Consider the following 18,181-nt stretch of genomic DNA (forward strand, 5'->3'; position numbering starts at 1 on the left):
CACCATTCGTTCCACGAGAATCAAAACTGAAGCGCAACTTCAGTCCTTGCTCCGCACGGCTTGCTCGGTCATCGTAAGAGCCGCCGCCCGAATAGGTCGCTTGATAGAGGCAAAATGATAAAACTTCCCCGAGCGTTTCTGTCGCATAGTTCTACAGACAAGGCGGTTGTTGGCGAGGTCGCCAAGATCCTTGGACGAGCGGCGGTCATCTACGACGCGTTTGAGTTCAGCGCTGGTGACCAGTTCCGCGACGCCATCCTCAAGGGATTGGAACGTTCGGATATTTTTGTCCTCTTTGCGAGCAGCAAAGCACTTCAACGTGACTGGGTTAAGTTCGAAATATCCAGTGCTTCCGAAGCGCTTACCAAGCAGGCCCTCAGCCGAGTCGTTACATACATTATCGATCCGGATCTCAACTTAAACGATATACCCGATTGGATGAAATCGACCCTAATCGTCAAGCAAACACAACCTGGGCTGATAGCAACGGATATTCGGCGAATGATCAATCGGCGTGTAGCCGATCGAACCCCTACTTATTTCGTTGGGCGCAGGAATGAAATGGAGCAGGCTCTCGGGATTCTGTCCGAGTTCACGAGTCCGGAATTTCGACCTCCGCTGCTCGTGTACGGACTAGGAGGAATCGGACGACGTTCGCTGGTCCAGATAATCGGTCGCGACCACCTTTCTTTCTCGAACACGCTGCCCGTTGTCTTGCGATCCGGCGACCTATTACCCGAGGCTTTCGTTCGACTATCCGAGGCTATATCGCCGAGAGCAATTCCGGACTACAAAGCAGCAATCGCAGATCAAGAAGCCAAGAGCGATGGAGAACAAATCCAACAGATTCTAGACCTACTAAGGAGCGTGTGCGACGCACGGACGCTCCCGGTATTGGTCGACGAAGGGGCCATGGCGACCCCGAACGGCGTACTGAGGCCAGAGTTCGAACAAATTTATGATGCGATCGCGCTTAATCGAGACGTCGATGCAATGATTGTTACGCGCCGAAGACTCTATGGCGCAGGTGGCAAATCATTGCCCTCCCTTAGAGTTCCTGAATTAGATCAGTCTAGTACGCAGAACCTACTTCGCATTGCAGGCCGCGATGTCGGGCTTTCATTTGAACGAGAGGCTCTTACTGCGCTTGCGACGTATACGCGCGGGTACCCTCCAGCGGTAAAGTTCGCCTTGGATGAGGCCCGGACTAGAGGCGTGGCCCAGGTCGTAGCAAACCAACGCGCTCTCGTGAACTTCAGCGCCGAGCTTTTCCTGCGACAATTAAAGCAGGAGAGGTCGCTGACTCCAACGATGGTTACCACGCTCCAACTGCTCTCGGGATTCAGTCCATTACCAATGCCTGTGATTGCGGAATATTGTGAAATATCCAGCGAGCAAGCATCAAGCGACGTCGACCACCTCTTAGATTTGGCGTTTATTCTTCCAGACGGATTGCACTACCGCATTACTGAGCCGCTGCGTGATGCAGCTTATCGTGCGTTTGATGGACTATTCATCAACTCTGTCCGAGTTGCGGACCTGCTAGAGGTCTACCTAGCCAACGAGCCCGACGACGACGCTCGGTTGAATTTGGGTCAAGCAATATTCCGCGCAAGTCTACTGGCCGGCGTAAAATCAAAGTCCAAGTTCGCGGTTGGTTTTGCTGCCGATCTCATTCAAGTCGCAACGCAGAGCTATCATGATCAGGATTATGATCTTGCGATAAGGTATGGCATGTCAGCTCTAGAAGCTCGACCTGACAATGTCGACGTACGTAGGTACGTTGCTCAAGCTCTCATCAGGAAGGAACGATACAACGAAGCCGAAGACCACATAACGGCGCTTGTAAATTTAGGCGAACTCAAGGAAGCATTTTACATTCGAGGATTCGCTGCGCGACGGAGAAGAAACCATCAAGAAGCGATCGACGCTTATAAAAAGAGTTTGGCTTACGGCCGCAGCGGAGTAGCGATTTACCGAGAGTTAGCCAGCAGCTATTTCGAGCTTGGTGATTTGGCGGAGGCAGAAAGTCATATTCGTGCGGCAGAGGAGCGCTCCCCTCACAACCGATATGTAGTGGATCTTCGATGCACAATCGCTCTTAGATTGGGGGATCTTGCTACCGCAGAGCGCACGTTAGATGTGTTGGAGCGGGTAGATCCCAGCGGCTTTGCCGATCATCGACGCTCAACGGTTGAGCAGGCGCGGGGTGATTCAGACAGCACTTCGTTTCGCTCGTTTGGCTTCACAGAAGATCCCTCACCCACCGTTCGAGGTGATGGCAAATCTTGCTAATTCGGAAATTGAAGCAGGAAACGCGAGGAATGCGCTTGCTACACTAACAACAATTCAACAGCGGTTTGGAGGCACGAACCACGACTCTCAACTTGGCCTTCGTTGCAAGTACGAGATCCGCTTCGGCTCTGTCGACGCTGCAGATGGTCTATGGAAATCATTCCGTGACAATGGAACCCCCGTTCACCGAGGGTTGCGCCTCTCAATACTGAATCGTAAGGCTAGTCAGTCCACTATATCGGAGGCTGAAGAAAGCGAGCGGCAGGAGTTGATTCAGCAGCAATCCCTCGCGGAGCTCGAGCGTAGCGCACGCATGGTCGGATCGATTCTCTCCCAGTCCGAGTAATCGCGATGCAGTTCTTCTTGTCACAAAGCATCAGTTCTAAGAATAAGGATCAGTAGCACCCCTCACTCCCACTCGATCGTCCCAGGCGGCTTGCTGGTCACGTCGTACACCACCCGGTTCACGCCCTTCACCTCGTTGATGATGCGCGTCGCGGTCTCGCCCAAAAACTTCATGTCGAACTGGTAGAAGTCGGCGGTCATGCCGTCGGTGGAGGTGACGGCGCGGAGGCCCACGACGTAGTCGTAGGTGCGGCCATCGCCCATGACGCCGACGGTCTTCACCGGGAGCAGCACGGCAAAGGCCTGCCAGATCTCGTCGTAGAGGCCGTGCTTGCGGATCTGGTCGATGTAGACGGCGTCCGCTTTCCTGAGGATGTCGAGCTTGTCCCTGGTGATGTCGCCGGGGCAGCGGATGGCGAGGCCCGGGCCCGGGAACGGGTGGCGACCGACGAAGATTTCGGGCAGGCCCAACTCGCGGCCGAGCTTGCGGACCTCGTCCTTGAACAGCTCGCGCAGGGGCTCGACGAGCTTCATGTTCATGCGCTCGGGGAGGCCGCCGACATTGTGGTGCGACTTGATCGTCACCGAGGGGCCGCCGGTGAAGGAGACGCTCTCGATCACGTCGGGGTAGAGCGTGCCTTGCGCCAGGAAATCGGCGCCGCCGATCTTCTTGGCCTCTTGCTCGAACACCTCGATGAAGAGGCGGCCGATGGTCTTGCGCTTCACCTCGGGGTCGGTGACGCCTTCGAGCTCGCCCAAGAACTGCTTCGAGGCATCCACGTGTACGAGCGGGATGTTGTAGTGGTGGCGGAAGAGGTCGACGACCGTCTTGGCCTCGTCGAGGCGCAACAGGCCGTGATCGACGAAGACGCAGGTGAGCTGGTCGCCGATGGCTTCGTGGATCAAGACGGCCGCGACCGCTGAATCGACGCCGCCGGAGAGGCCGCAGATCACCTTGCCCTTGCCGACCTGCTGGCGGATCTTTGCGATCTCCTCCTCGCGGAAGGCGCGCATGGTCCAGTCGCCGGTGAGGCCGGCGATCTTGCGCACGAAATTGCGGATCAGTTTGGCGCCGTCGGGCGTGTGCACCACTTCGGGGTGGAACATCAGGCCGTAGTATTTGCGCGTCTCGTCCTGGATGATCGCGAAGGGCGCGTTCGGCGAGGTGCCGGCGACGGAGAAGCCCGGCGGCATTTTTGTGATGCGGTCGCCATGGCTCATCCAAACCTGGTTCTTGCCACCGGGCGACCAGACAGCCTCGAACAGCTTGCTCGGCGCCTTCACCTCGACATCGGCGCGGCCGAATTCGCGGTGATGGCCGCCCTCAACCTCGCCGCCGAGCTGGGCCGCCATGGTCATCTGGCCGTAGCAGATGCCCATCACGGGGACGCCAGAATCGAAGATCAGCTGCGGGGCGCGGGGCGAGCCGGCTTCGTGCACCGATTCCGGGCCGCCGGAGAGGATCACCGCCTTCGGCTTCATCTCGTTGAAGGCCGCTTCGGCCTTGTTGAACGGGACGATCTCGCAATAGACGCCGTCCTCGCGCACGCGACGCGCGATCAGCTGCGTCACCTGGCTGCCGAAGTCGACGATGAGAATCTTGTCATGCGCCGAGGCCACGGAGGGCGTCGACGCGGAGCGGTCGTTCTGTGCTGCTGTCATGGCAAGCAGATACGCGACACGGCCCCTCCCCGCAACCGCGCTGGCTCGCGCGCCCACATTCTTCTTTGGGCATGGACAAATCGATATAGGTAAGTAATATTGACCTAATTTGCCCCGCCAGCGAACAGGGGCCGATCAGGGAGAACGCTCATGCCACAGCACCATCAGCCATCAACGCTCACCGCGCTCGGCCGGACCTGGGTCGAGGCCTGGAACGCGCGCGACCTCGAACGCGTGCTCGCGCTCTATGACGAGGCGGCCGTGATGACATCGGACCGCATCCCCGTGATGGGGTTCGATGCCAGCGGGACCGTGCGCGGGAAGGAAAGCTTGCGGGCGTATTGGGGCAAGGCGCTCGGGCTTTTGCCGGAGCTGCACTTTTCACTGATCGATGTGTTCGTGAGCCCCGACAGTGTCGTGGTGTTCTACGCCAACGAGCGCGGCAAGAAGATCTGCGAGTATCTGCGGGTGAACGATGCCGGGCTGATCGTGCAGGGGTCGGCGAACCATTTGGTGGATTGAGTGCCGCCCCTTGATGAGCCCTCGTAGGGTGGGCAAAGGCGCGCTTGCGCCGTGCCCACGATCTCTTTCGGGATCGCCGAAGACATCGTGGGCACGCATCCGCCTTCGCTCTTCGAGCGAAATCGGATGCTTTGCCCACCCTACGGGACTGGAGACTGCGGCACGCGCGTGCGCTAACACTGCGCCCGCCGGCTCTGACACAGGACCCCCCAATGAAACTCCCCGCCTCCCCCTTCACCGTCACCGACTGGAGCAAGGTTGCGCCGACGACGCATGCCGGCGAGACCGGGCAGGCCCTCTGGCGCACGCTCAATATCGGCGATCTCCGGGTGCGGATGGTCGAGTATTCGCCGGGCTACCTCGCCGACCATTGGTGCGACCGCGGCCACGTCATTTTCGTGGTCAAGGGCGAACTCGATTCGGAACTTCGCGACGGCCGCAAGTTCAAGCTGACGGCGGGCATGAGCTACCAGGTCTCGGACTTCGGCGACGCCGCGCACCGGTCCTCGACGGCGTCAGGCGCGACGCTTTTCATCGTCGATTGAGGGCTGACTAGCGGTGTATTTGCACCGCAAAATAGCAAAGTCCTGGGACGCGCCGGACCACGGGTGGTGCCTTGAAGAAGTCCAAATATCTCGCTATATTGTGATCATCGATACTTGGCCGAACGACTGGGCCGCTTCGCCTCGTCTAAGACAGGCGCGCACGCTTCAGATGATTTCTCCAAAACATCGACTCATCAGGGCTATGGGCGCAGCGACGCGTACCGGCCCACGTGCGTACTGTCTCTAACTAACTAAAGGAAATTCCCATGGCTATGGGCACCGTGAAGTGGTTCAACACCCAAAAGGGTTATGGTTTCATCCAGCCGGACGACGGCCAGAAGGACGTGTTCGTGCACATCAGCGCCGTCGAGCGCGCTGGCCTCTCCTCCCTCAACGAGGGGCAGAAGGTCTCGTTCGACATCGTCGCCGACCGCCGCAGCGGCAAGTCGTCGGCTGACAATCTCCGCGTCGGCTAACGCCGGCGCAGCGTTCTGACCACGGACGTACCGGCAGAACGCCAGAACTAAAAAGCCCCGCGACCGGGACCGGTCCGCGGGGCTTTTGCTTTTGGGGGGAATGACAACGTCGATCATTGGCGTTGTTGGTGCCGTAGGGTGGGCAAAGGCGCGCCCTTCGCGCGCCGTGCCCACCACTGCGAGTGGTGGGCACGCTTCCGCCTTCGCTCTTCGAGCTACGGCGGACGCTTTGCCCACCCTACGAGAGCTACGCTTTCCGCAGCACCGACACAAAAAACCCGTCGGTTCCCGTCCGCCGCGGCGTCATCAGCCAGCCCTCCGCCGACTGCAGCGCGGCGTCGGCAAACGCCTCGGCCTTGTCCCAGAGCACGCTCGCGGTCTGCTCGGGCGGGACCACTGTGAACTCGGGATGGCGGCCGACGAACGCTCTCACCTGCTCGCCGTTTTCGTCCGACAGCACCGAGCAGGTGATGTAGGCGATGCGGCCGCCCGGCTTCACCAAGGGAACCGCGCGCTCCAGCACCTCGGCCTGGTCGCGCAGGCGGATCTCCAGCGCGCCCGGACGCATGCGCCATTTTGCGTCGGGATTGCGGCGCCAGGTTCCGGTTCCCGAGCAGGGCGCGTCGATCACGACGAGGTCGGCGGAACTGCGGATGTCGGAAAGCGGATCGGCCTCGCCCTTGGGGGTGCGGATATCGGCATTGTGGACACCGGCGCGCGACAGGCGCTCGTGGATCGGGGCGAGCTGGCGCTTGTCGCGGTCGGTCGCGATCAGCCGGCCCTTGCCCTGCATCAGGGCGGCGAGCGCCAGTGTCTTGCCGCCGGCGCCGGCGCAGAGATCGATCACCTGCTCGCCGGGTTTTGCCGCGGCGAACTGGGCCGCAAGCTGCGATCCCTCATCCTGCACTTCAATTGCGCCCTTGATGAAATCCTCTTCCGCCTGGACGCCGGGGTTGCGCGCATCGGCCGAAAGCTCGATGCGCAGGCCGGTTGCGGACCAATGCGTCGGTTTCGCATGAAGATGAGCAAGCGCCTTCAGCACCTTGTCGCGATTGGATTTTAGCGTGTTGACGCGCAAGTCCAGCGGCGCCCGGCTCGCCATCGCGGCCGTCTCCGCCGCGCGGGTATCGCCGAACACTTTTGCGAAATGCGGATCGAGCCATTCCGGATAGTCGCCGGCGACAGCGGCGGGAGCGTCCTTCAGGGAGCGATGGCTGAGCGCGGCCTCTTCGGCTTCGGTCAGCGGCGTCGGCGCAAACCGGCTGCCGTCGAACAACGCGGCCATGGTGGCCGTATCCATATCGCGCTCGAGGCGGAGCATGCCGATCAGCCGCGCGCGCCCGGTGTCGGCGTCCATCAGGTACGCACTCGAGGCGTAGCGGCGCAGCACGTCCCAGACGAGGCCGGCGATCGCGGCGCGGTCGCCCGAGCCGGCGAAGCGGTGCGCGGTGCCCCACTCCTTCAGCGCCTTGGCTGCGGGCACACGGTCTCTCTCGATGGTGTCGATCAGTTCAATGGCTGCGGACAGCCGGGCAGCGGGGGTCATTTGAAGCTTTCAGATTGGATGCGACGGCTAACCGTCAGATCACCAGGAGCATTCTCAGCGCGAAATAGATCCACATCGCCAGCAGCACCAGCACGCCGGCGAGCCAGATCGTGGAGCGGCGGCCGAGATCGTTGGAGGAGACGAACACGCCGGCATGGGCAAAGCGCGCCACCACGAACACCCAGGACATCAGCACGATGAAGAGATCGGCATGGCGCAGGGGCAGTGCCAGCGCGATCAGGGCGTAGAACAGCACCGGCAGCTCGAACTGGTTGCGGTAGCAATTGCCGATCTGGGTGGCGTCCTTGGGCCAGTTCGGCTCGCCGAGTGCAATGTCGCGGATCTTGGTCTCGCCCGAAACCAGCGTCTTGCGGCGCGCGAAGACCATCCCGATCAGGAGTGCGAAGGTGAGACCGACCTGCACGAAGACAGGCAGCAGGACCATTTGGACGGACATCGGAACTTTCCCGTAAGGCGGATCGCCGCGGACCGTCATTAGCCGCGACTTCTCACGCTGACAATCAGCGAGTTGAACCGGTGTTCCCGCTCTTGCGACCAACCGCTGATTGTTAAAGCAATTTCGCCCCGTTTCGGGGCGCAAGGCGAGAGACCGCCATGAACACCTTGTCCGGCTTGATGGGCACTTTGGCCGAATCCTCGGACGGCCGGCTCGGCATCCTGATGTCGGCGCTGGCAGGTATCGCCACGGCACTCGCGGTGGCGCTGGCGATGACGGTGTATTTCCGCCTCAGCTACCGAACCTGGCGCGACGTCGCCAGGCACGGCCTCGCCACGCTCGCCGCCATCGCCCTGCTCGCCTTTGCGGCCTACGACATGCGCCATGCCGCGCTCGCCTATCTCGGCCTCAATCCGTCAAAGCCCGCGGTCGAGTTCGAGATTCGCATGCCCCGCGAGACGCTGGCGGCGGTGAACGACAGCCAGATCGAGCTGCACACCGACCGCAACCAGACCCTGGCCCTGGTCGACGGCGTGCGCGATCTCGCCGACGGACGCGCGGTGCTGCGCGGCGCGGTCGGGCTCAACCACCGCACCGCGGACCGCGTGCTGGTCGTGAACCTGCCCGGCAAGGGCACGTTCGAATTCCGCCTGCGCCTGCCCGCCGAGCCGCATCGCAGCGTAGAGTTCGGCCCCTGGCACCTCGCCGACCGCATCGCCTCGCCGGTGGCTGGCAACGCCGCTCCGCAGGACGCCTACACGATCCGCTATCGCGTGCTTTAAACTTTGTTCGGTCGCGAAACGTGGCGCGCCGTCATCGTTCCGACGCGTGGCCCGGCTTATGATCGGCCATGTCCGAATTTCGCCTCACGCAGATTTCCGACACGCATCTCGGCCGGCGCTTCCCCGGCCTGATCGAAAACTTCCAGGCGGTCTGCGCGCACATCGACGCTGAGCGGCCCGACCTCGTCATCAACACCGGTGACGTCTCCTTCGACGGGCCGACCAGCCGCGACGATGTCGAATTCGCGAAGGGTTTGCATAACGCCCTGCCCGTCGCCTGTCGCTACATCCCCGGCAATCACGACATCGGTGACAATCCGACCGCGATCGGGCCGGCGCCGAAGCCGCCGATCGCCGAAGCGCACCGCCGGCAGTTCTGCGAGATCATCGGCGAGGATCATTGGTCGTTCGAAGCCGCGGGCTGGCGCTTCATCGGCCTCAACACGCTGGTGATGAACTCAGGGCTCGCCTTCGAGACCGAGCAGTTCGACTGGCTGTCTCAGGAGATCGCGCGCGTGAGCGGCAGGCCGGTCGCCCTGTTCCTGCACAAGCCGCTGTTTCTCAACCTGCCCGACGATCCAGAGACGCCGGAGACCTCGATCCGCTACGTGCCGCAGCCGGCACGGGCGCGATTGATCGAGATGTTCGCGCGTGTCGATCTGCGCCTCATCGCCAGCGGTCACGTGCACCAGCGCCGCGACTTCACCTATCGCCATACGCGTCACGTCTGGGCGCCGTCGGTGGGCTTCAGGATCAACGACGCGCGCCAGGACCGCATCGCGATCAAGGAGACCGGCCTCGTCGAGTACCGCTTCCAGCCCGACAGTTTCGAGGTCCGCCACGTCAGGGCCGCAGGCCAGGCTGACATCGACATCGAGGAAGTGCTCCTCCAGATGGGCGGCGAGCACTAGCTCAATTCGGCGGCACATAACCTTATCCAAATACCGCATTGCATCGAATTTGTCCCCAATTTGGCTATATTTGGCTGATGACAACGTTGTCATTCGAACATATCGTTCATTCCAGCGGTCAAGGGCCGCTGAGGGAGCGACAATGCAGTTCTTGTCCCGGTGGGATAGCCAACGCCTTTCGACGACCATTCGGGGCATTCCCCTGGTCGATGGCGTCGCCACTGAGGACATCGGCAGCCAGCGCTGGTCACCGTCGCGCGGCGATCTCGCCCTGCCCTCCCTCACCCTTGATGAAGCCGCCTTCGCCGCCAACCGCGACCTCTTCCTGAATTGGTGCAAGAACGCCGGCGTCAGCGTCGCGCCGCACGCCAAGACGCCGATGTCGCCGGAGCTCGCCCGCTCGCTGCGCGCAGCCGGTGCCTGGGGCACGACGGTCGCCAACATCCAGCAGGCCACGGTGCTGCTCGCGAGCGGCGAGCGGCGCCTGCTGCTGGCCAACGAGATCGGCGGGCTCGCGGCCGGCCGGCGGCTCGGCGCGCTCCTGAGCGCCTATCCCGACGTCGAATTTCACGCCTTCGCGGATTCACCGGCCGCGGTCGCAGCCCTTGCCGAGGCAGTGCGGATCGCGGGACGCCGCGAATTGTCGGTGCTGGTCGAACTCGGTGCCGGCCGCGCCGGCGCGCGCGATCGTGCTGCGGTCGAGGCCACGATCGCAGCCGTGCTTGCCGCCGATCGTCTCGTGCTCGGCGGCGTTGCGACCTATGAGGGCGCGGCTGCAACACAAGATGCCGACACAACGATGCGCGCAATCGCGGCACTGCTGGAGCGTACCATCGAGACGTCTGCGCTGGTGCGCGCCGCCGCTCCAGAGCGACCTCTGATCATGAGCGCCGGCGGCTCCGCCTATTTCGATATCGTCGCGCAGGCGCTGGCACCGGTGGCGCAGGCTGACGGCAATGCCAGCGTGATCCTGCGCTCCGGCGCGTTGTTCTTTGCCGATCACGGCATCTATGCCCGCGCCTTCGCGGACATCGACCGCCGCGGCGGCCTGCTCATCGACGGTCTGCGCCACTCCGCCTTGGACAGCTTTCGGCCCGCTCTGACGCTCTGGGCCGAGGTGCTATCGCGGCCCGAAGACGGGCTTGCGATCGCAGGCTTCGGCATGCGCGATGCCTCCTTCGACCAGGGGCTGCCCGTGCCGTTGCGCGTGTTCCGCGATGGCGTCGAGCAGCAAGGGCTCGCCGCTGCGCTCACCGTGACCCGCCTCAACGACCAGCACGCATTCGTCTCGGTCGCGCCTGAAGCTGCGCTTGCCGTCGGCGACATCATCGCCTTCGGCATCTCGCATCCCTGCACCTGTCTCGACCGCTGGCGCGTCATCCTCGGCCTCGACGCCGACGGCGTCGTGACGCGCGCCCTCCCCACCCAGTTCGGCTGAGAGCGGCGATGAATTTCCTGCCGCTCTGGCGCTATCAGAACCAGCTCATCGACGGCGCCATCGTCACGCTGGAGCTGACGGTGATCTCGGCGCTGGCCGGCCTCGTGATCGGCATTGCCGGCGCGGTCGCGCTGAAGGGGCGCGTCACGCCGCTGCGCTGGCTGGTGCGCGGATACATCGAGCTGTTCCGCAACACGCCGTCGCTGATCCAGATCTTCATCGTGTTCTTCGTGCTGCCGAGCTTCGGCCTGAAGCTGCCGGCCTTCGAGGCCGCCGCCGTGGCGCTGTCGCTCTATTTCGGCGCCTACTCCGTCGAGATCATCCGCGCCGGCCTCGATTCCATTCCGCGCAGCCAGGTCGAGGCCGGCCAGTGCCTGGGGTTGTCGGGCTGGCAGGTGTTTCGCCACATCATCCTGCCGCCGGCGCTGCGCAACGCCTATCCCGCCGTGACCAGCCAGTTCGTGCTGCTGCTGCTCGGCACCTCGCTCGCGTCGCAGGTCGCCGCCGACGAGCTGTTTCACGTCGCCGGCTTCATCGAGAGCCGCACCTATCGCAGCTTCGAAGTCTATGCGGTGATCTGCGCGGTCTATTTCGCGATGGCGATGTCGTTCAAGGCGCTGTTCGCCATCATTGGCCTGGCGGCCTTCCGCTGGCCGCGACGGCGCTGAGGGACGAGCGATGCGATCCTTCTCCCTCATCGACTTCGTCTCGCTGTTCGCAGCACTGCGCTGGACCGTTGCGCTGGTCGCGCTCGCGCTCGCCTTCGGGGCGCCGCTGGCGCTCGGGCTTGCGATGGGCCGCATCAGCCGTTTCGCGAGCCTCCGCTGGGCGATGGCGGCGTGCATCCAGGTGATCCAGAGCGTGCCGCTGCTCGGCCTGTTGTTCTTCTTCTATTTCGGCATGCCGGTTTTCCTCGGCATCCAGGTGCCGGCGCTTGTTGCCGTGACCGTCGCCTACACGCTCTACACTGCAGCTTTCCTCGGCGAGATCTGGCGCGGCGGGCTGGAGGCCGTGAAGCAGGCGCAATGGGAGGCCGGCGCCTGTCTCGGCCTCTCCGCCTGGCAGCAGTTCCGCCACATCATCGCGCCGCAGGCGCTGCGGCTGTCGCTGCCGCCGACCGTCGGCTTCCTGGTGCAGCTGATCAAGGGCACCTCGCTCGCCTCGATCCTCGGCTTCGTCGAGCTTGCCCGCGCCGGCCAAGTGGTGAGCGCGGCGACGTTCCAGCCGCTCCTCACCTACGCGCTGGTCGCGGCGATCTATTTCGCGCTGTGCCTGCCGCTCACGCTCTGGTCCCGCTCCCTGGAGGCCCGCCTCGATGGCTCTCGTTGAAATCCGCGACGTGCACAAGACATTCGGCAAGGTCGAGGTGCTCAAGGGCGTCTCGCTCGATGTCGAGGAAGGCGAGATCGTCACCATCATCGGCCGCTCGGGCTCGGGCAAGTCGACGCTGCTCCGCTGCATCAATGCGCTGGAGAGCGTCGATTCCGGCGAGATCCGGGTCGAGGGACAGAAGGTCCACGCTGGGATGCCTGACCTGAAGAAATTCCGTCAGCGCGTCGGCATCGTGTTCCAGGCCTTCAATTTGTTTCCGCATCTGAAGGTCGAGCGCAACATCACGCTCGCCCCGCTGCTCACCGGCCGCATCGAGAAGGCGAAAGCGCGGGCGCTGGCTGAGGACGTGCTCACGCGCGTCGGACTCGCCGACAAGATCGACGCCTGGCCGGAGCAGCTCTCCGGCGGCCAGCAGCAGCGCGTGGCGATTGCGCGCTGCCTCGCCATGGCCCCTCACCTCATGCTGTTCGACGAGGTGACCTCCGCGCTCGACCCCGAGCTCGTCGGCGAAGTCCTGAAGGTGATGGAGGCGATGGCGAAGCAGGGCATGACCATGATCCTCGTCACCCACGAGATGGGCTTTGCCCGCAACGTCGCCGACCGCATCGTCTTCATGCACCAGGGCCGCGTCTGGGAACAGGGCCCGCCGGCAAAACTGTTTGCCAATCCTGAGACGCCTGAGCTCGCAAGCTTCATCGCATCTGCCAAGTGAGAATCTTCCCCTTCAAGGAGAAAGTCATGAGAAAGTTGAAGTCCCTCTTCACCATCGCTGCCGCGGCGCTTGCCGTTCTCGCCGCACCGAACCTTGCCAAGGCCGACAAGCTCCAGGACGTGCTCGGCGCCGGCAAGATCCGCGTCGGCATTCTCACCGATGCCGCGCCGTGGGGCTTCAAGGACGACAAGGGCGAGATCGCGGGCCTTGACGCCGATCTTGCCAAGCTGATCGCCGCCGACATGGGCGTGAAGCTCGAGCTCGTGCCGGTGACGGGTGCTGCGCGCATCCCGAGCCTGCTCTCGGACAAGCTCGACATTTTGATCGCTGGTCTCGGCGCCACGCCCGAGCGCGCCCAGCAGGTGATGTTCTCGCAGCCCTATGCGGTGGTGAATCTCGGCATTTATGGCGCCAAGTCGATTCCGGCGGCAACAGGCAAGAAGCCCGACAATCTGGAAGGCCGCACGGTTGCCGTCGCCAAGGGCACGACGCTCGACGTCTGGCTCACTGACAACGCGCCGAAGGTGAAGCTGGTGCGCTTCGAGGACACCCCGGCCGCGATCGCGGCCTACCTCGCCGGACAGGCCGACACGTTTGCGGAGAACAGCGCCATTGCGCTGAAGGTGCAGGACCAGAACCCGACCAAGGAGGTCGAGCTGAAATTCCTGATCCGCCAGTCGCCGGCCCATATCGGCGTGCGCCAGGGCGAGCAGAACCTGCTCAACTGGATCAACACCGACATCTTCTTCAACAAGCTCAACGGCAAGCTCGGCGTACTTCAGCTGAAATGGTTCAAGGAAGAGCAGACGCTTCCGACGCTGTAATACTCGCACACGGCTCCCGCATCAGCGGGAGTCGACCTTCACGAGGAGAATTGAGATGATCAAACGTTACGTCGTGGGATCGCGCATGAGCCAGGCCGTCGCCGCCGGCGGCATGGTGCACATCGCAGGCCAGGTCGCCGATGACCGCAAGGCCGGCATCGTGTCGCAGACCCAGCAGGTGCTCGCCAAGATCGACGCGCTGCTCAAGGAGGCAGGCTCGGACCGCTCCAAGCTGATCGCGGTCAACGTCTTCCTGCCGCATATCACCGACTTCGACACCATGAACTCGGTCTATGACGCCTGGATCGATCCGGCCAACCCGCCGGCGCGCGCCTGCGTCGAAGCCCGCCTCGCCGATCCCGACCTGCGCGTCGAGATGACCGCGGTCGCCTTGCTCTAAAGTTCTCGTCTTTCAATCTTCGGCCGGCGCCGGCAGCGGCGCGGCCTCGAGGCCTCCCATGCATACCGGACTTTTCCACGACATCGATTTCGAGAAGGACCAGAAATGGTCCGGTCACCTCGGCATTCCCTTCTCGATCGATCGCTCCCCCTACTACCAGCTCAAGATCCCGATCTTCCGGATCAAGAATGGCGCCGGGCCAAAACTGCTGTTGATGGCCGGCAACCACGGCGACGAATATGAGGGCGAGATCACGCTGGCGCGGCTGTATCGCCGGTTAGATGCGAAGGACATCAAGGGCGAGGTCACCATCCTGCCCTTCGCCAATTTGCCCGCCGTGATGGCGGCGCGCCGCCGCTCGCCTCTCGACGAGGGCAATCTCAACCGCGCCTTCCCGGGCGATGCCGCGGGCACGCCGACCTTCCGCCTGGCGCACTTCCTCGAGCACGAGCTGTTTCCGCGCCACGACGTCGTCTTCGACATCCACTCCGGCGGCACCTCGATGGCGCATGTGCCCTGCGCGCTGATCGAGCGGCAGGGCCCGCCCGAGATGTTCGGCCACGCGCTGCGCCTGATGGAAGGGCTCGGCATGCCCTTCGCCTTCGTCGCCGAGAACGGCGCCACGGCGCCGACCTCGATGGCGGCGGCCGCGCGCGCCGGCGCGATCGGGCTCTCCGGTGAATTCGGCGGCGGGGGCACCGTCACGCCGCAGACCATGGCGTTCACCGCGCGCGCCGTCGACCGCCTGCTGCTCGCGCTTGGCCTCGTCCAGGCGCCCGTGCTGGGGCCGCACGCGCCGGTCGAGCGCGCGACTGAACTGATGGCCCTGCAGAGCCATGCCCAGGCCGTGTTCGCGACCCGCCGTGGCTGGTTCGAGCCCGCTGTCACCGTCGGAGCGCGGGTCAAGGCCGGCGACATCGCCGGCTGGTATCACGACTTCGAGCGTCCCGAGCTTGCCGAAGAGGTGCTGCGCTTCCCCGCCGACGGCATCGTGATCTCGCAGCGGCTGCACACCGACAGCCAGAGCGGCGACTGCCTGGTCCAGGTCGGCCGCGCGCTGTCACGCGAGGAAGTGATGGCGCGGTGAGCCCTCGCCGCGGGCTCGTTGCACCTCTCCCGCTTGCGGGAGAGGTCGCTCCGAAGGCGCGGGTGAGGGTTTTCTCCTCTTGGGGGTTCTCGATTGTAGAGACACCCTCTCCCCCACCCCTCCCCCGCAAGCGGGGGAGGGAGCGCACTGCCGTCGAGGTTGCAATGAACTCTGATCTCACCATGCTCTAAGCTATGTTGGACTCTTCAGGGATTCGATGACCGATCCGGCAAAGCCAGGTTACGACGACGTCGTGCGCATTCCGGCGCCGCCCGGCCGCAGCAATGCGACCGGACGGCCGCCGCGCATCGAGGAAGTCGCAGAGCGCGCCGGCGTCGCGCCGATCACGGTGTCGCGGGTGCTGCGCCACCCCGAGAAGGTCAACCGCAAGACCCGCGAACGCATCCTGGAGGTGATCGAGGCGACCGGCTACGCCTCCAACCCGCACGCGCGCGCGCTGCGCTCGGGCCGGTCGAACGTCGTCGTCGCCTTCGTCTCCAACATCCTCAGCCAGCAGTTTGGCCTCGCGGTGCGCAGCTTCGCCGCGACGCTGGAGCCGGAAGGTTTTGAGGTGCTGGTCGGCCAGACCTCCTACTCCTATGCCAAGGAGGTCGCGATGATCCAGTCGCTGCGCGGCATCCGCCCCGCCGCGGTGATGTTCACCGGCGTGATCGAGCTCGAGGAGAACCGCTCAGCGCTTGCCGAGCTCGGCATTCCCGTGATCGAGACCTGGGCGTTTCCGCGCGATCCCATCGACATGCTGGTCGGCCTGCCCAATGCGGATGCCGGCGCCATGGCGGCGCAGAGGCTGGCGGAAGCCGGACATCGCCGCGTCGCCTTCATCGGCCGCAACAGCGGCCGTGGCGCGCTCCGCCGCGACGGTTTTCGCACGGCAGCGGCAAAGCTCGGCCTCGAGATCGTCCATGAGATCGGTGTCGGCGAGATCACGGGCCTCGTCGACGGCCGTGCCGCCTTCACCGCCCTGCTCGACCGCGGCGGCGAGGTCGATGCGGTGTTCTGCGCCAACGATTTGCTCGCAACCGGCGCGCTGATCGAGGCCCGCGCACGCGGCCTTTCCGTGCCGCGCGATCTCGCCGTGCTCGGCTTCGGCGACAACGACGTCGCCGATCAGATCACGCCCGGCCTCACCACCATCTCGTTCGATGCGGCGGCCCTGGGGCGGATTGCGGGGGAATTGCTGTTGGCGCGCCTCGCCGGCGCACCGGCGGCCGAGCAGCGACTCGCCGTCGAATTGTCCCTGATCGAGCGCGGCAGCGTCTGAGCGTTGCGATTTAGGCGACGCTCTTGAGATCCTGCTGGATCGCGGCCAGCAGGGATTGCAGCGCCGCGCTGTTCACGGGCTTGGCCTCGGCGATCGCGGGCTGAACACTGGCGGACTGCGCGACTTTCACCGGGCGCTTCGGGAACGGTGGCGCCGGCGGCGCGGTTTGCGTGAAATCACCTTCCACCTCGGCATGGACGAACTTGCCATGGATGACGTCGTCGCGGCGGCCCATGACGAACATCGTCGCCCAATAGCCGGCGGCCAGGAGGATTACGCTGAAAATACCAATCTCTAACATCGCAACACCCAAAATATGCGCGATGATTCAATGCCTTCGCCGGTCCGTCAATGAACACGCGGTCACACCTGCGGCTTTTGCGGGCAGGTGTGACCATTTGGTGACTCTTTCTTAACTATCCCCACCCGGCATGTGCCTGTGGAGCAACGGGAGTCCGTGTCCCTGTCGCCCTAGGCCCTGTCCGGCCCGACCCGGACCAGCTGCTTGCCGAAATTGGCCCCCTTCAGCAGGCCCATGAAGGCGCCGGGCGCGCTTTCCAGGCCCTCGGTGACGAACTCCTTGTACTTGACCTTGCCGTCGCGGACCCAGCCGGACATGTCGCGCAGGAAGTCGCCATGCCGGGCGGCGAAGTCGGAGACGATGAAGCCGCGGAACGTCAGCCGTTTGGTCAGGGTCGCGCGCATCATGGATGCTGCCCATTTCGGCGGCTTGGCCTCGGTGTCGTTGTAATGGGCGATCAGGCCGCAGACCGGCACGCGGGCGAACGGGTTGAGCAGCGGGAACACCGCCTCGAACACGGCGCCGCCGACATTCTCGAAATAGACGTCGATGCCCTTTGGGCACGCGAATTTCAGCTTGGCCGGAAAATCGGTTTCGCGATGATCGAGGCACTCGTCGAAGCCGAGCTCCTTCACCACGTAGTCGCACTTGTCCTTGCCGCCGGCGATGCCGACCGCGCGTGCGCCCTTGATCTTCGCGATCTGCCCCACCGCCGAACCGACTGCGCCGGAGGCGCCGGCGACGACGACGGTCTCGCCTTCTTGCGGCTTGCCGATGTCGAGCAGGCCCGTATAGGCCGTCATGCCGGGCATGCCGAGCACGCCGATGGAGGTCGAGATCGGCCCGAGCTTCGGATCGACCTTGATCAGGCCCTTGCCGTTCGAGACCGCATGCGTCTGCCAGCCGGAACGGATGCGGACGATGTCGCCTTTGGCGAAGTCGGGATTGTTCGAGGCCGCGACCTCGCTGACCGCCTCGCCCTCCATCACGCCGCCGATCGGCACCGGCGCGGCGTAGGACGGCCCCTCGCTCATGCGGCCGCGCATATAGGGATCGAGCGACAGCCAGATCGTGCGCAGCAGGACTTCGCCTGCGCCGGGTGTCGGCACTGCGAATTCCTCGATGCGGAAATCAGACGGCTTGGGCTCGCCGACGGGACGCGCGGCGAGAACGATGCGTTTGCCTTGGGACATGGCTTCCTCCACTTTTCTGTCATTGCGAGCGAAGCGAAGCAATCCAGCCGCGTCAACACAAAAGGGCTGGA

19 protein-coding genes are annotated in these 18,181 nt (G+C 63.9%); 14 read left to right on the forward strand and 5 right to left on the reverse strand.

Features of this window, described 5'->3' with window-relative positions:
• Window positions 1-114: 114 nt before the first annotated feature.
• The gene (locus IQ16_RS12825) at window positions 115-2,295 is read left to right on the forward strand and encodes a toll/interleukin-1 receptor domain-containing protein (RefSeq protein WP_018645796.1); all 2,181 of its coding nucleotides are present in this window, start codon (window positions 115-117) and stop codon (window positions 2,293-2,295) included.
• Between the two features lie 408 nt (window positions 2,296-2,703).
• Here IQ16_RS12825 and guaA read toward each other — a convergent pair whose 3' ends face one another.
• Window positions 2,704-4,302 (reverse strand): glutamine-hydrolyzing GMP synthase, encoded by a 1,599-nt coding sequence (gene guaA, locus IQ16_RS12830; protein ID WP_020608016.1) that lies wholly within the window; start codon window positions 4,300-4,302, stop codon window positions 2,704-2,706.
• 150 nt (window positions 4,303-4,452) lie between these two features.
• Here guaA and IQ16_RS12835 point away from each other — a divergent pair, with 150 nt between their 5' ends.
• The 3 genes from IQ16_RS12835 to IQ16_RS12845 all read left to right on the forward strand — a co-directional run bounded on the left by IQ16_RS12835 (window position 4,453) and on the right by IQ16_RS12845 (window position 5,845).
• A complete protein-coding gene (locus tag IQ16_RS12835; protein ID WP_018645793.1) occupies window positions 4,453-4,824 on the forward strand; it encodes a nuclear transport factor 2 family protein in 372 nt (123 codons plus the stop codon).
• Window positions 4,825-5,036: 212 nt separating this feature from the next.
• Entirely contained in the window at window positions 5,037-5,369 is a 333-nt protein-coding gene (locus IQ16_RS12840; protein WP_018645792.1) for a DHCW motif cupin fold protein, read from the forward strand.
• 266 nt (window positions 5,370-5,635) lie between these two features.
• Window positions 5,636-5,845: a cold-shock protein gene (locus IQ16_RS12845; protein WP_008141931.1), complete on the forward strand. Its 210-nt coding sequence runs from the start codon at window positions 5,636-5,638 to the stop codon at window positions 5,843-5,845.
• 247 nt (window positions 5,846-6,092) lie between these two features.
• Here IQ16_RS12845 and IQ16_RS12850 read toward each other — a convergent pair whose 3' ends face one another.
• On the reverse strand, window positions 6,093-7,391 hold the full coding sequence (locus IQ16_RS12850) for an RsmB/NOP family class I SAM-dependent RNA methyltransferase (RefSeq protein ID WP_145831495.1): 1,299 nt from the start codon (window positions 7,389-7,391) through the stop codon (window positions 6,093-6,095).
• Window positions 7,392-7,425: 34 nt separating this feature from the next.
• Window positions 7,426-7,848, reverse strand: a complete 423-nt coding sequence (locus IQ16_RS12855) for an MAPEG family protein (protein ID WP_026312432.1) — start codon at window positions 7,846-7,848, stop codon at window positions 7,426-7,428.
• Window positions 7,849-8,006: 158 nt separating this feature from the next.
• Here IQ16_RS12855 and IQ16_RS12860 point away from each other — a divergent pair, with 158 nt between their 5' ends.
• The 10 genes from IQ16_RS12860 to IQ16_RS12910 all read left to right on the forward strand — a co-directional run bounded on the left by IQ16_RS12860 (window position 8,007) and on the right by IQ16_RS12910 (window position 16,616).
• On the forward strand, window positions 8,007-8,630 hold the full coding sequence (locus IQ16_RS12860; protein ID WP_018645789.1) for a hypothetical protein: 624 nt from the start codon (window positions 8,007-8,009) through the stop codon (window positions 8,628-8,630).
• A 68-nt stretch (window positions 8,631-8,698) separates the two neighbouring features.
• The gene (locus IQ16_RS12865; protein ID WP_018645788.1) at window positions 8,699-9,541 is read left to right on the forward strand and encodes a metallophosphoesterase family protein; all 843 of its coding nucleotides are present in this window, start codon (window positions 8,699-8,701) and stop codon (window positions 9,539-9,541) included.
• A 142-nt stretch (window positions 9,542-9,683) separates the two neighbouring features.
• A complete protein-coding gene (locus IQ16_RS12870; RefSeq protein ID WP_018645787.1) occupies window positions 9,684-10,979 on the forward strand; it encodes an amino acid deaminase in 1,296 nt (431 codons plus the stop codon).
• 8 nt (window positions 10,980-10,987) lie between these two features.
• On the forward strand, window positions 10,988-11,647 hold the full coding sequence (locus IQ16_RS12875) for an amino acid ABC transporter permease (RefSeq protein ID WP_018645786.1): 660 nt from the start codon (window positions 10,988-10,990) through the stop codon (window positions 11,645-11,647).
• Between the two features lie 10 nt (window positions 11,648-11,657).
• Window positions 11,658-12,308: an amino acid ABC transporter permease gene (locus tag IQ16_RS12880; protein WP_018645785.1), complete on the forward strand. Its 651-nt coding sequence runs from the start codon at window positions 11,658-11,660 to the stop codon at window positions 12,306-12,308.
• Entirely contained in the window at window positions 12,295-13,023 is a 729-nt protein-coding gene (locus IQ16_RS12885; protein WP_018645784.1) for an amino acid ABC transporter ATP-binding protein, read from the forward strand. The genes IQ16_RS12880 and IQ16_RS12885 overlap by 14 nt, the downstream gene beginning before the upstream one ends.
• Before the next feature lie 26 nt (window positions 13,024-13,049).
• Window positions 13,050-13,847 carry a transporter substrate-binding domain-containing protein gene (locus tag IQ16_RS12890; protein WP_026312431.1) on the forward strand — a complete coding sequence of 266 codons (798 nt, stop codon included), beginning with the start codon at window positions 13,050-13,052 and terminating at the stop codon, window positions 13,845-13,847.
• 55 nt (window positions 13,848-13,902) lie between these two features.
• The gene (locus IQ16_RS12895) at window positions 13,903-14,247 is read left to right on the forward strand and encodes a RidA family protein (protein WP_018645782.1); all 345 of its coding nucleotides are present in this window, start codon (window positions 13,903-13,905) and stop codon (window positions 14,245-14,247) included.
• Window positions 14,248-14,305: 58 nt separating this feature from the next.
• On the forward strand, window positions 14,306-15,334 hold the full coding sequence (locus IQ16_RS12900; RefSeq protein WP_018645781.1) for a succinylglutamate desuccinylase/aspartoacylase family protein: 1,029 nt from the start codon (window positions 14,306-14,308) through the stop codon (window positions 15,332-15,334).
• 217 nt (window positions 15,335-15,551) lie between these two features.
• Window positions 15,552-16,616 (forward strand): LacI family DNA-binding transcriptional regulator, encoded by a 1,065-nt coding sequence (locus IQ16_RS12910; RefSeq protein ID WP_018645780.1) that lies wholly within the window; start codon window positions 15,552-15,554, stop codon window positions 16,614-16,616.
• A 10-nt stretch (window positions 16,617-16,626) separates the two neighbouring features.
• On the opposite strand, the gene IQ16_RS12915 is transcribed toward IQ16_RS12910, so the two are convergent.
• Together IQ16_RS12915 and IQ16_RS12920 are read right to left on the reverse strand one after the other, a co-directional pair.
• Window positions 16,627-16,917, reverse strand: a complete 291-nt coding sequence (locus IQ16_RS12915) for a hypothetical protein (RefSeq protein ID WP_018645779.1) — start codon at window positions 16,915-16,917, stop codon at window positions 16,627-16,629.
• A gap of 170 nt (window positions 16,918-17,087) precedes the next feature.
• Window positions 17,088-18,110 carry an NADP-dependent oxidoreductase gene (locus IQ16_RS12920; RefSeq protein WP_026312430.1) on the reverse strand — a complete coding sequence of 341 codons (1,023 nt, stop codon included), beginning with the start codon at window positions 18,108-18,110 and terminating at the stop codon, window positions 17,088-17,090.
• Between the last annotated feature and the right edge of the window lie 71 nt (window positions 18,111-18,181).

This window comes from Bradyrhizobium huanghuaihaiense, assembly GCF_007830635.1.
GTDB lineage: Bacteria > Pseudomonadota > Alphaproteobacteria > Rhizobiales > Xanthobacteraceae > Bradyrhizobium > Bradyrhizobium huanghuaihaiense.

Excerpts from the sequence above, each read along its gene's own strand:
- IQ16_RS12870 (WP_018645787.1), top strand. The coding sequence starts at position 9,684 with ATGCAGTTCTTGTCCCGGTGGGATAGCCAACGCCTTTCGACGACCATT.
- IQ16_RS12875 (WP_018645786.1), top strand. The coding sequence starts at position 10,988 with ATGAATTTCCTGCCGCTCTGGCGCTATCAGAACCAGCTCATCGACGGC.
- IQ16_RS12920 (WP_026312430.1), bottom strand. The coding sequence starts at position 18,110 with ATGTCCCAAGGCAAACGCATCGTTCTCGCCGCGCGTCCCGTCGGCGAG.
- IQ16_RS12915 (WP_018645779.1), bottom strand. The coding sequence starts at position 16,917 with ATGTTAGAGATTGGTATTTTCAGCGTAATCCTCCTGGCCGCCGGCTAT.
- IQ16_RS12900 (WP_018645781.1), top strand. The coding sequence starts at position 14,306 with ATGCATACCGGACTTTTCCACGACATCGATTTCGAGAAGGACCAGAAA.
- IQ16_RS12840 (WP_018645792.1), top strand. The coding sequence starts at position 5,037 with ATGAAACTCCCCGCCTCCCCCTTCACCGTCACCGACTGGAGCAAGGTT.
- IQ16_RS12850 (WP_145831495.1), bottom strand. The coding sequence starts at position 7,391 with ATGACCCCCGCTGCCCGGCTGTCCGCAGCCATTGAACTGATCGACACC.
- guaA (WP_020608016.1), bottom strand. The coding sequence starts at position 4,302 with ATGACAGCAGCACAGAACGACCGCTCCGCGTCGACGCCCTCCGTGGCC.
- IQ16_RS12860 (WP_018645789.1), top strand. The coding sequence starts at position 8,007 with ATGAACACCTTGTCCGGCTTGATGGGCACTTTGGCCGAATCCTCGGAC.
- IQ16_RS12835 (WP_018645793.1), top strand. The coding sequence starts at position 4,453 with ATGCCACAGCACCATCAGCCATCAACGCTCACCGCGCTCGGCCGGACC.
- IQ16_RS12895 (WP_018645782.1), top strand. The coding sequence starts at position 13,903 with ATGATCAAACGTTACGTCGTGGGATCGCGCATGAGCCAGGCCGTCGCC.
- IQ16_RS12825 (WP_018645796.1), top strand. The coding sequence starts at position 115 with ATGATAAAACTTCCCCGAGCGTTTCTGTCGCATAGTTCTACAGACAAG.
- IQ16_RS12845 (WP_008141931.1), top strand. The coding sequence starts at position 5,636 with ATGGCTATGGGCACCGTGAAGTGGTTCAACACCCAAAAGGGTTATGGT.
- IQ16_RS12855 (WP_026312432.1), bottom strand. The coding sequence starts at position 7,848 with ATGTCCGTCCAAATGGTCCTGCTGCCTGTCTTCGTGCAGGTCGGTCTC.
- IQ16_RS12885 (WP_018645784.1), top strand. The coding sequence starts at position 12,295 with ATGGCTCTCGTTGAAATCCGCGACGTGCACAAGACATTCGGCAAGGTC.
- IQ16_RS12865 (WP_018645788.1), top strand. The coding sequence starts at position 8,699 with ATGTCCGAATTTCGCCTCACGCAGATTTCCGACACGCATCTCGGCCGG.
- IQ16_RS12910 (WP_018645780.1), top strand. The coding sequence starts at position 15,552 with ATGACCGATCCGGCAAAGCCAGGTTACGACGACGTCGTGCGCATTCCG.
- IQ16_RS12880 (WP_018645785.1), top strand. The coding sequence starts at position 11,658 with ATGCGATCCTTCTCCCTCATCGACTTCGTCTCGCTGTTCGCAGCACTG.
- IQ16_RS12890 (WP_026312431.1), top strand. The coding sequence starts at position 13,050 with ATGAGAAAGTTGAAGTCCCTCTTCACCATCGCTGCCGCGGCGCTTGCC.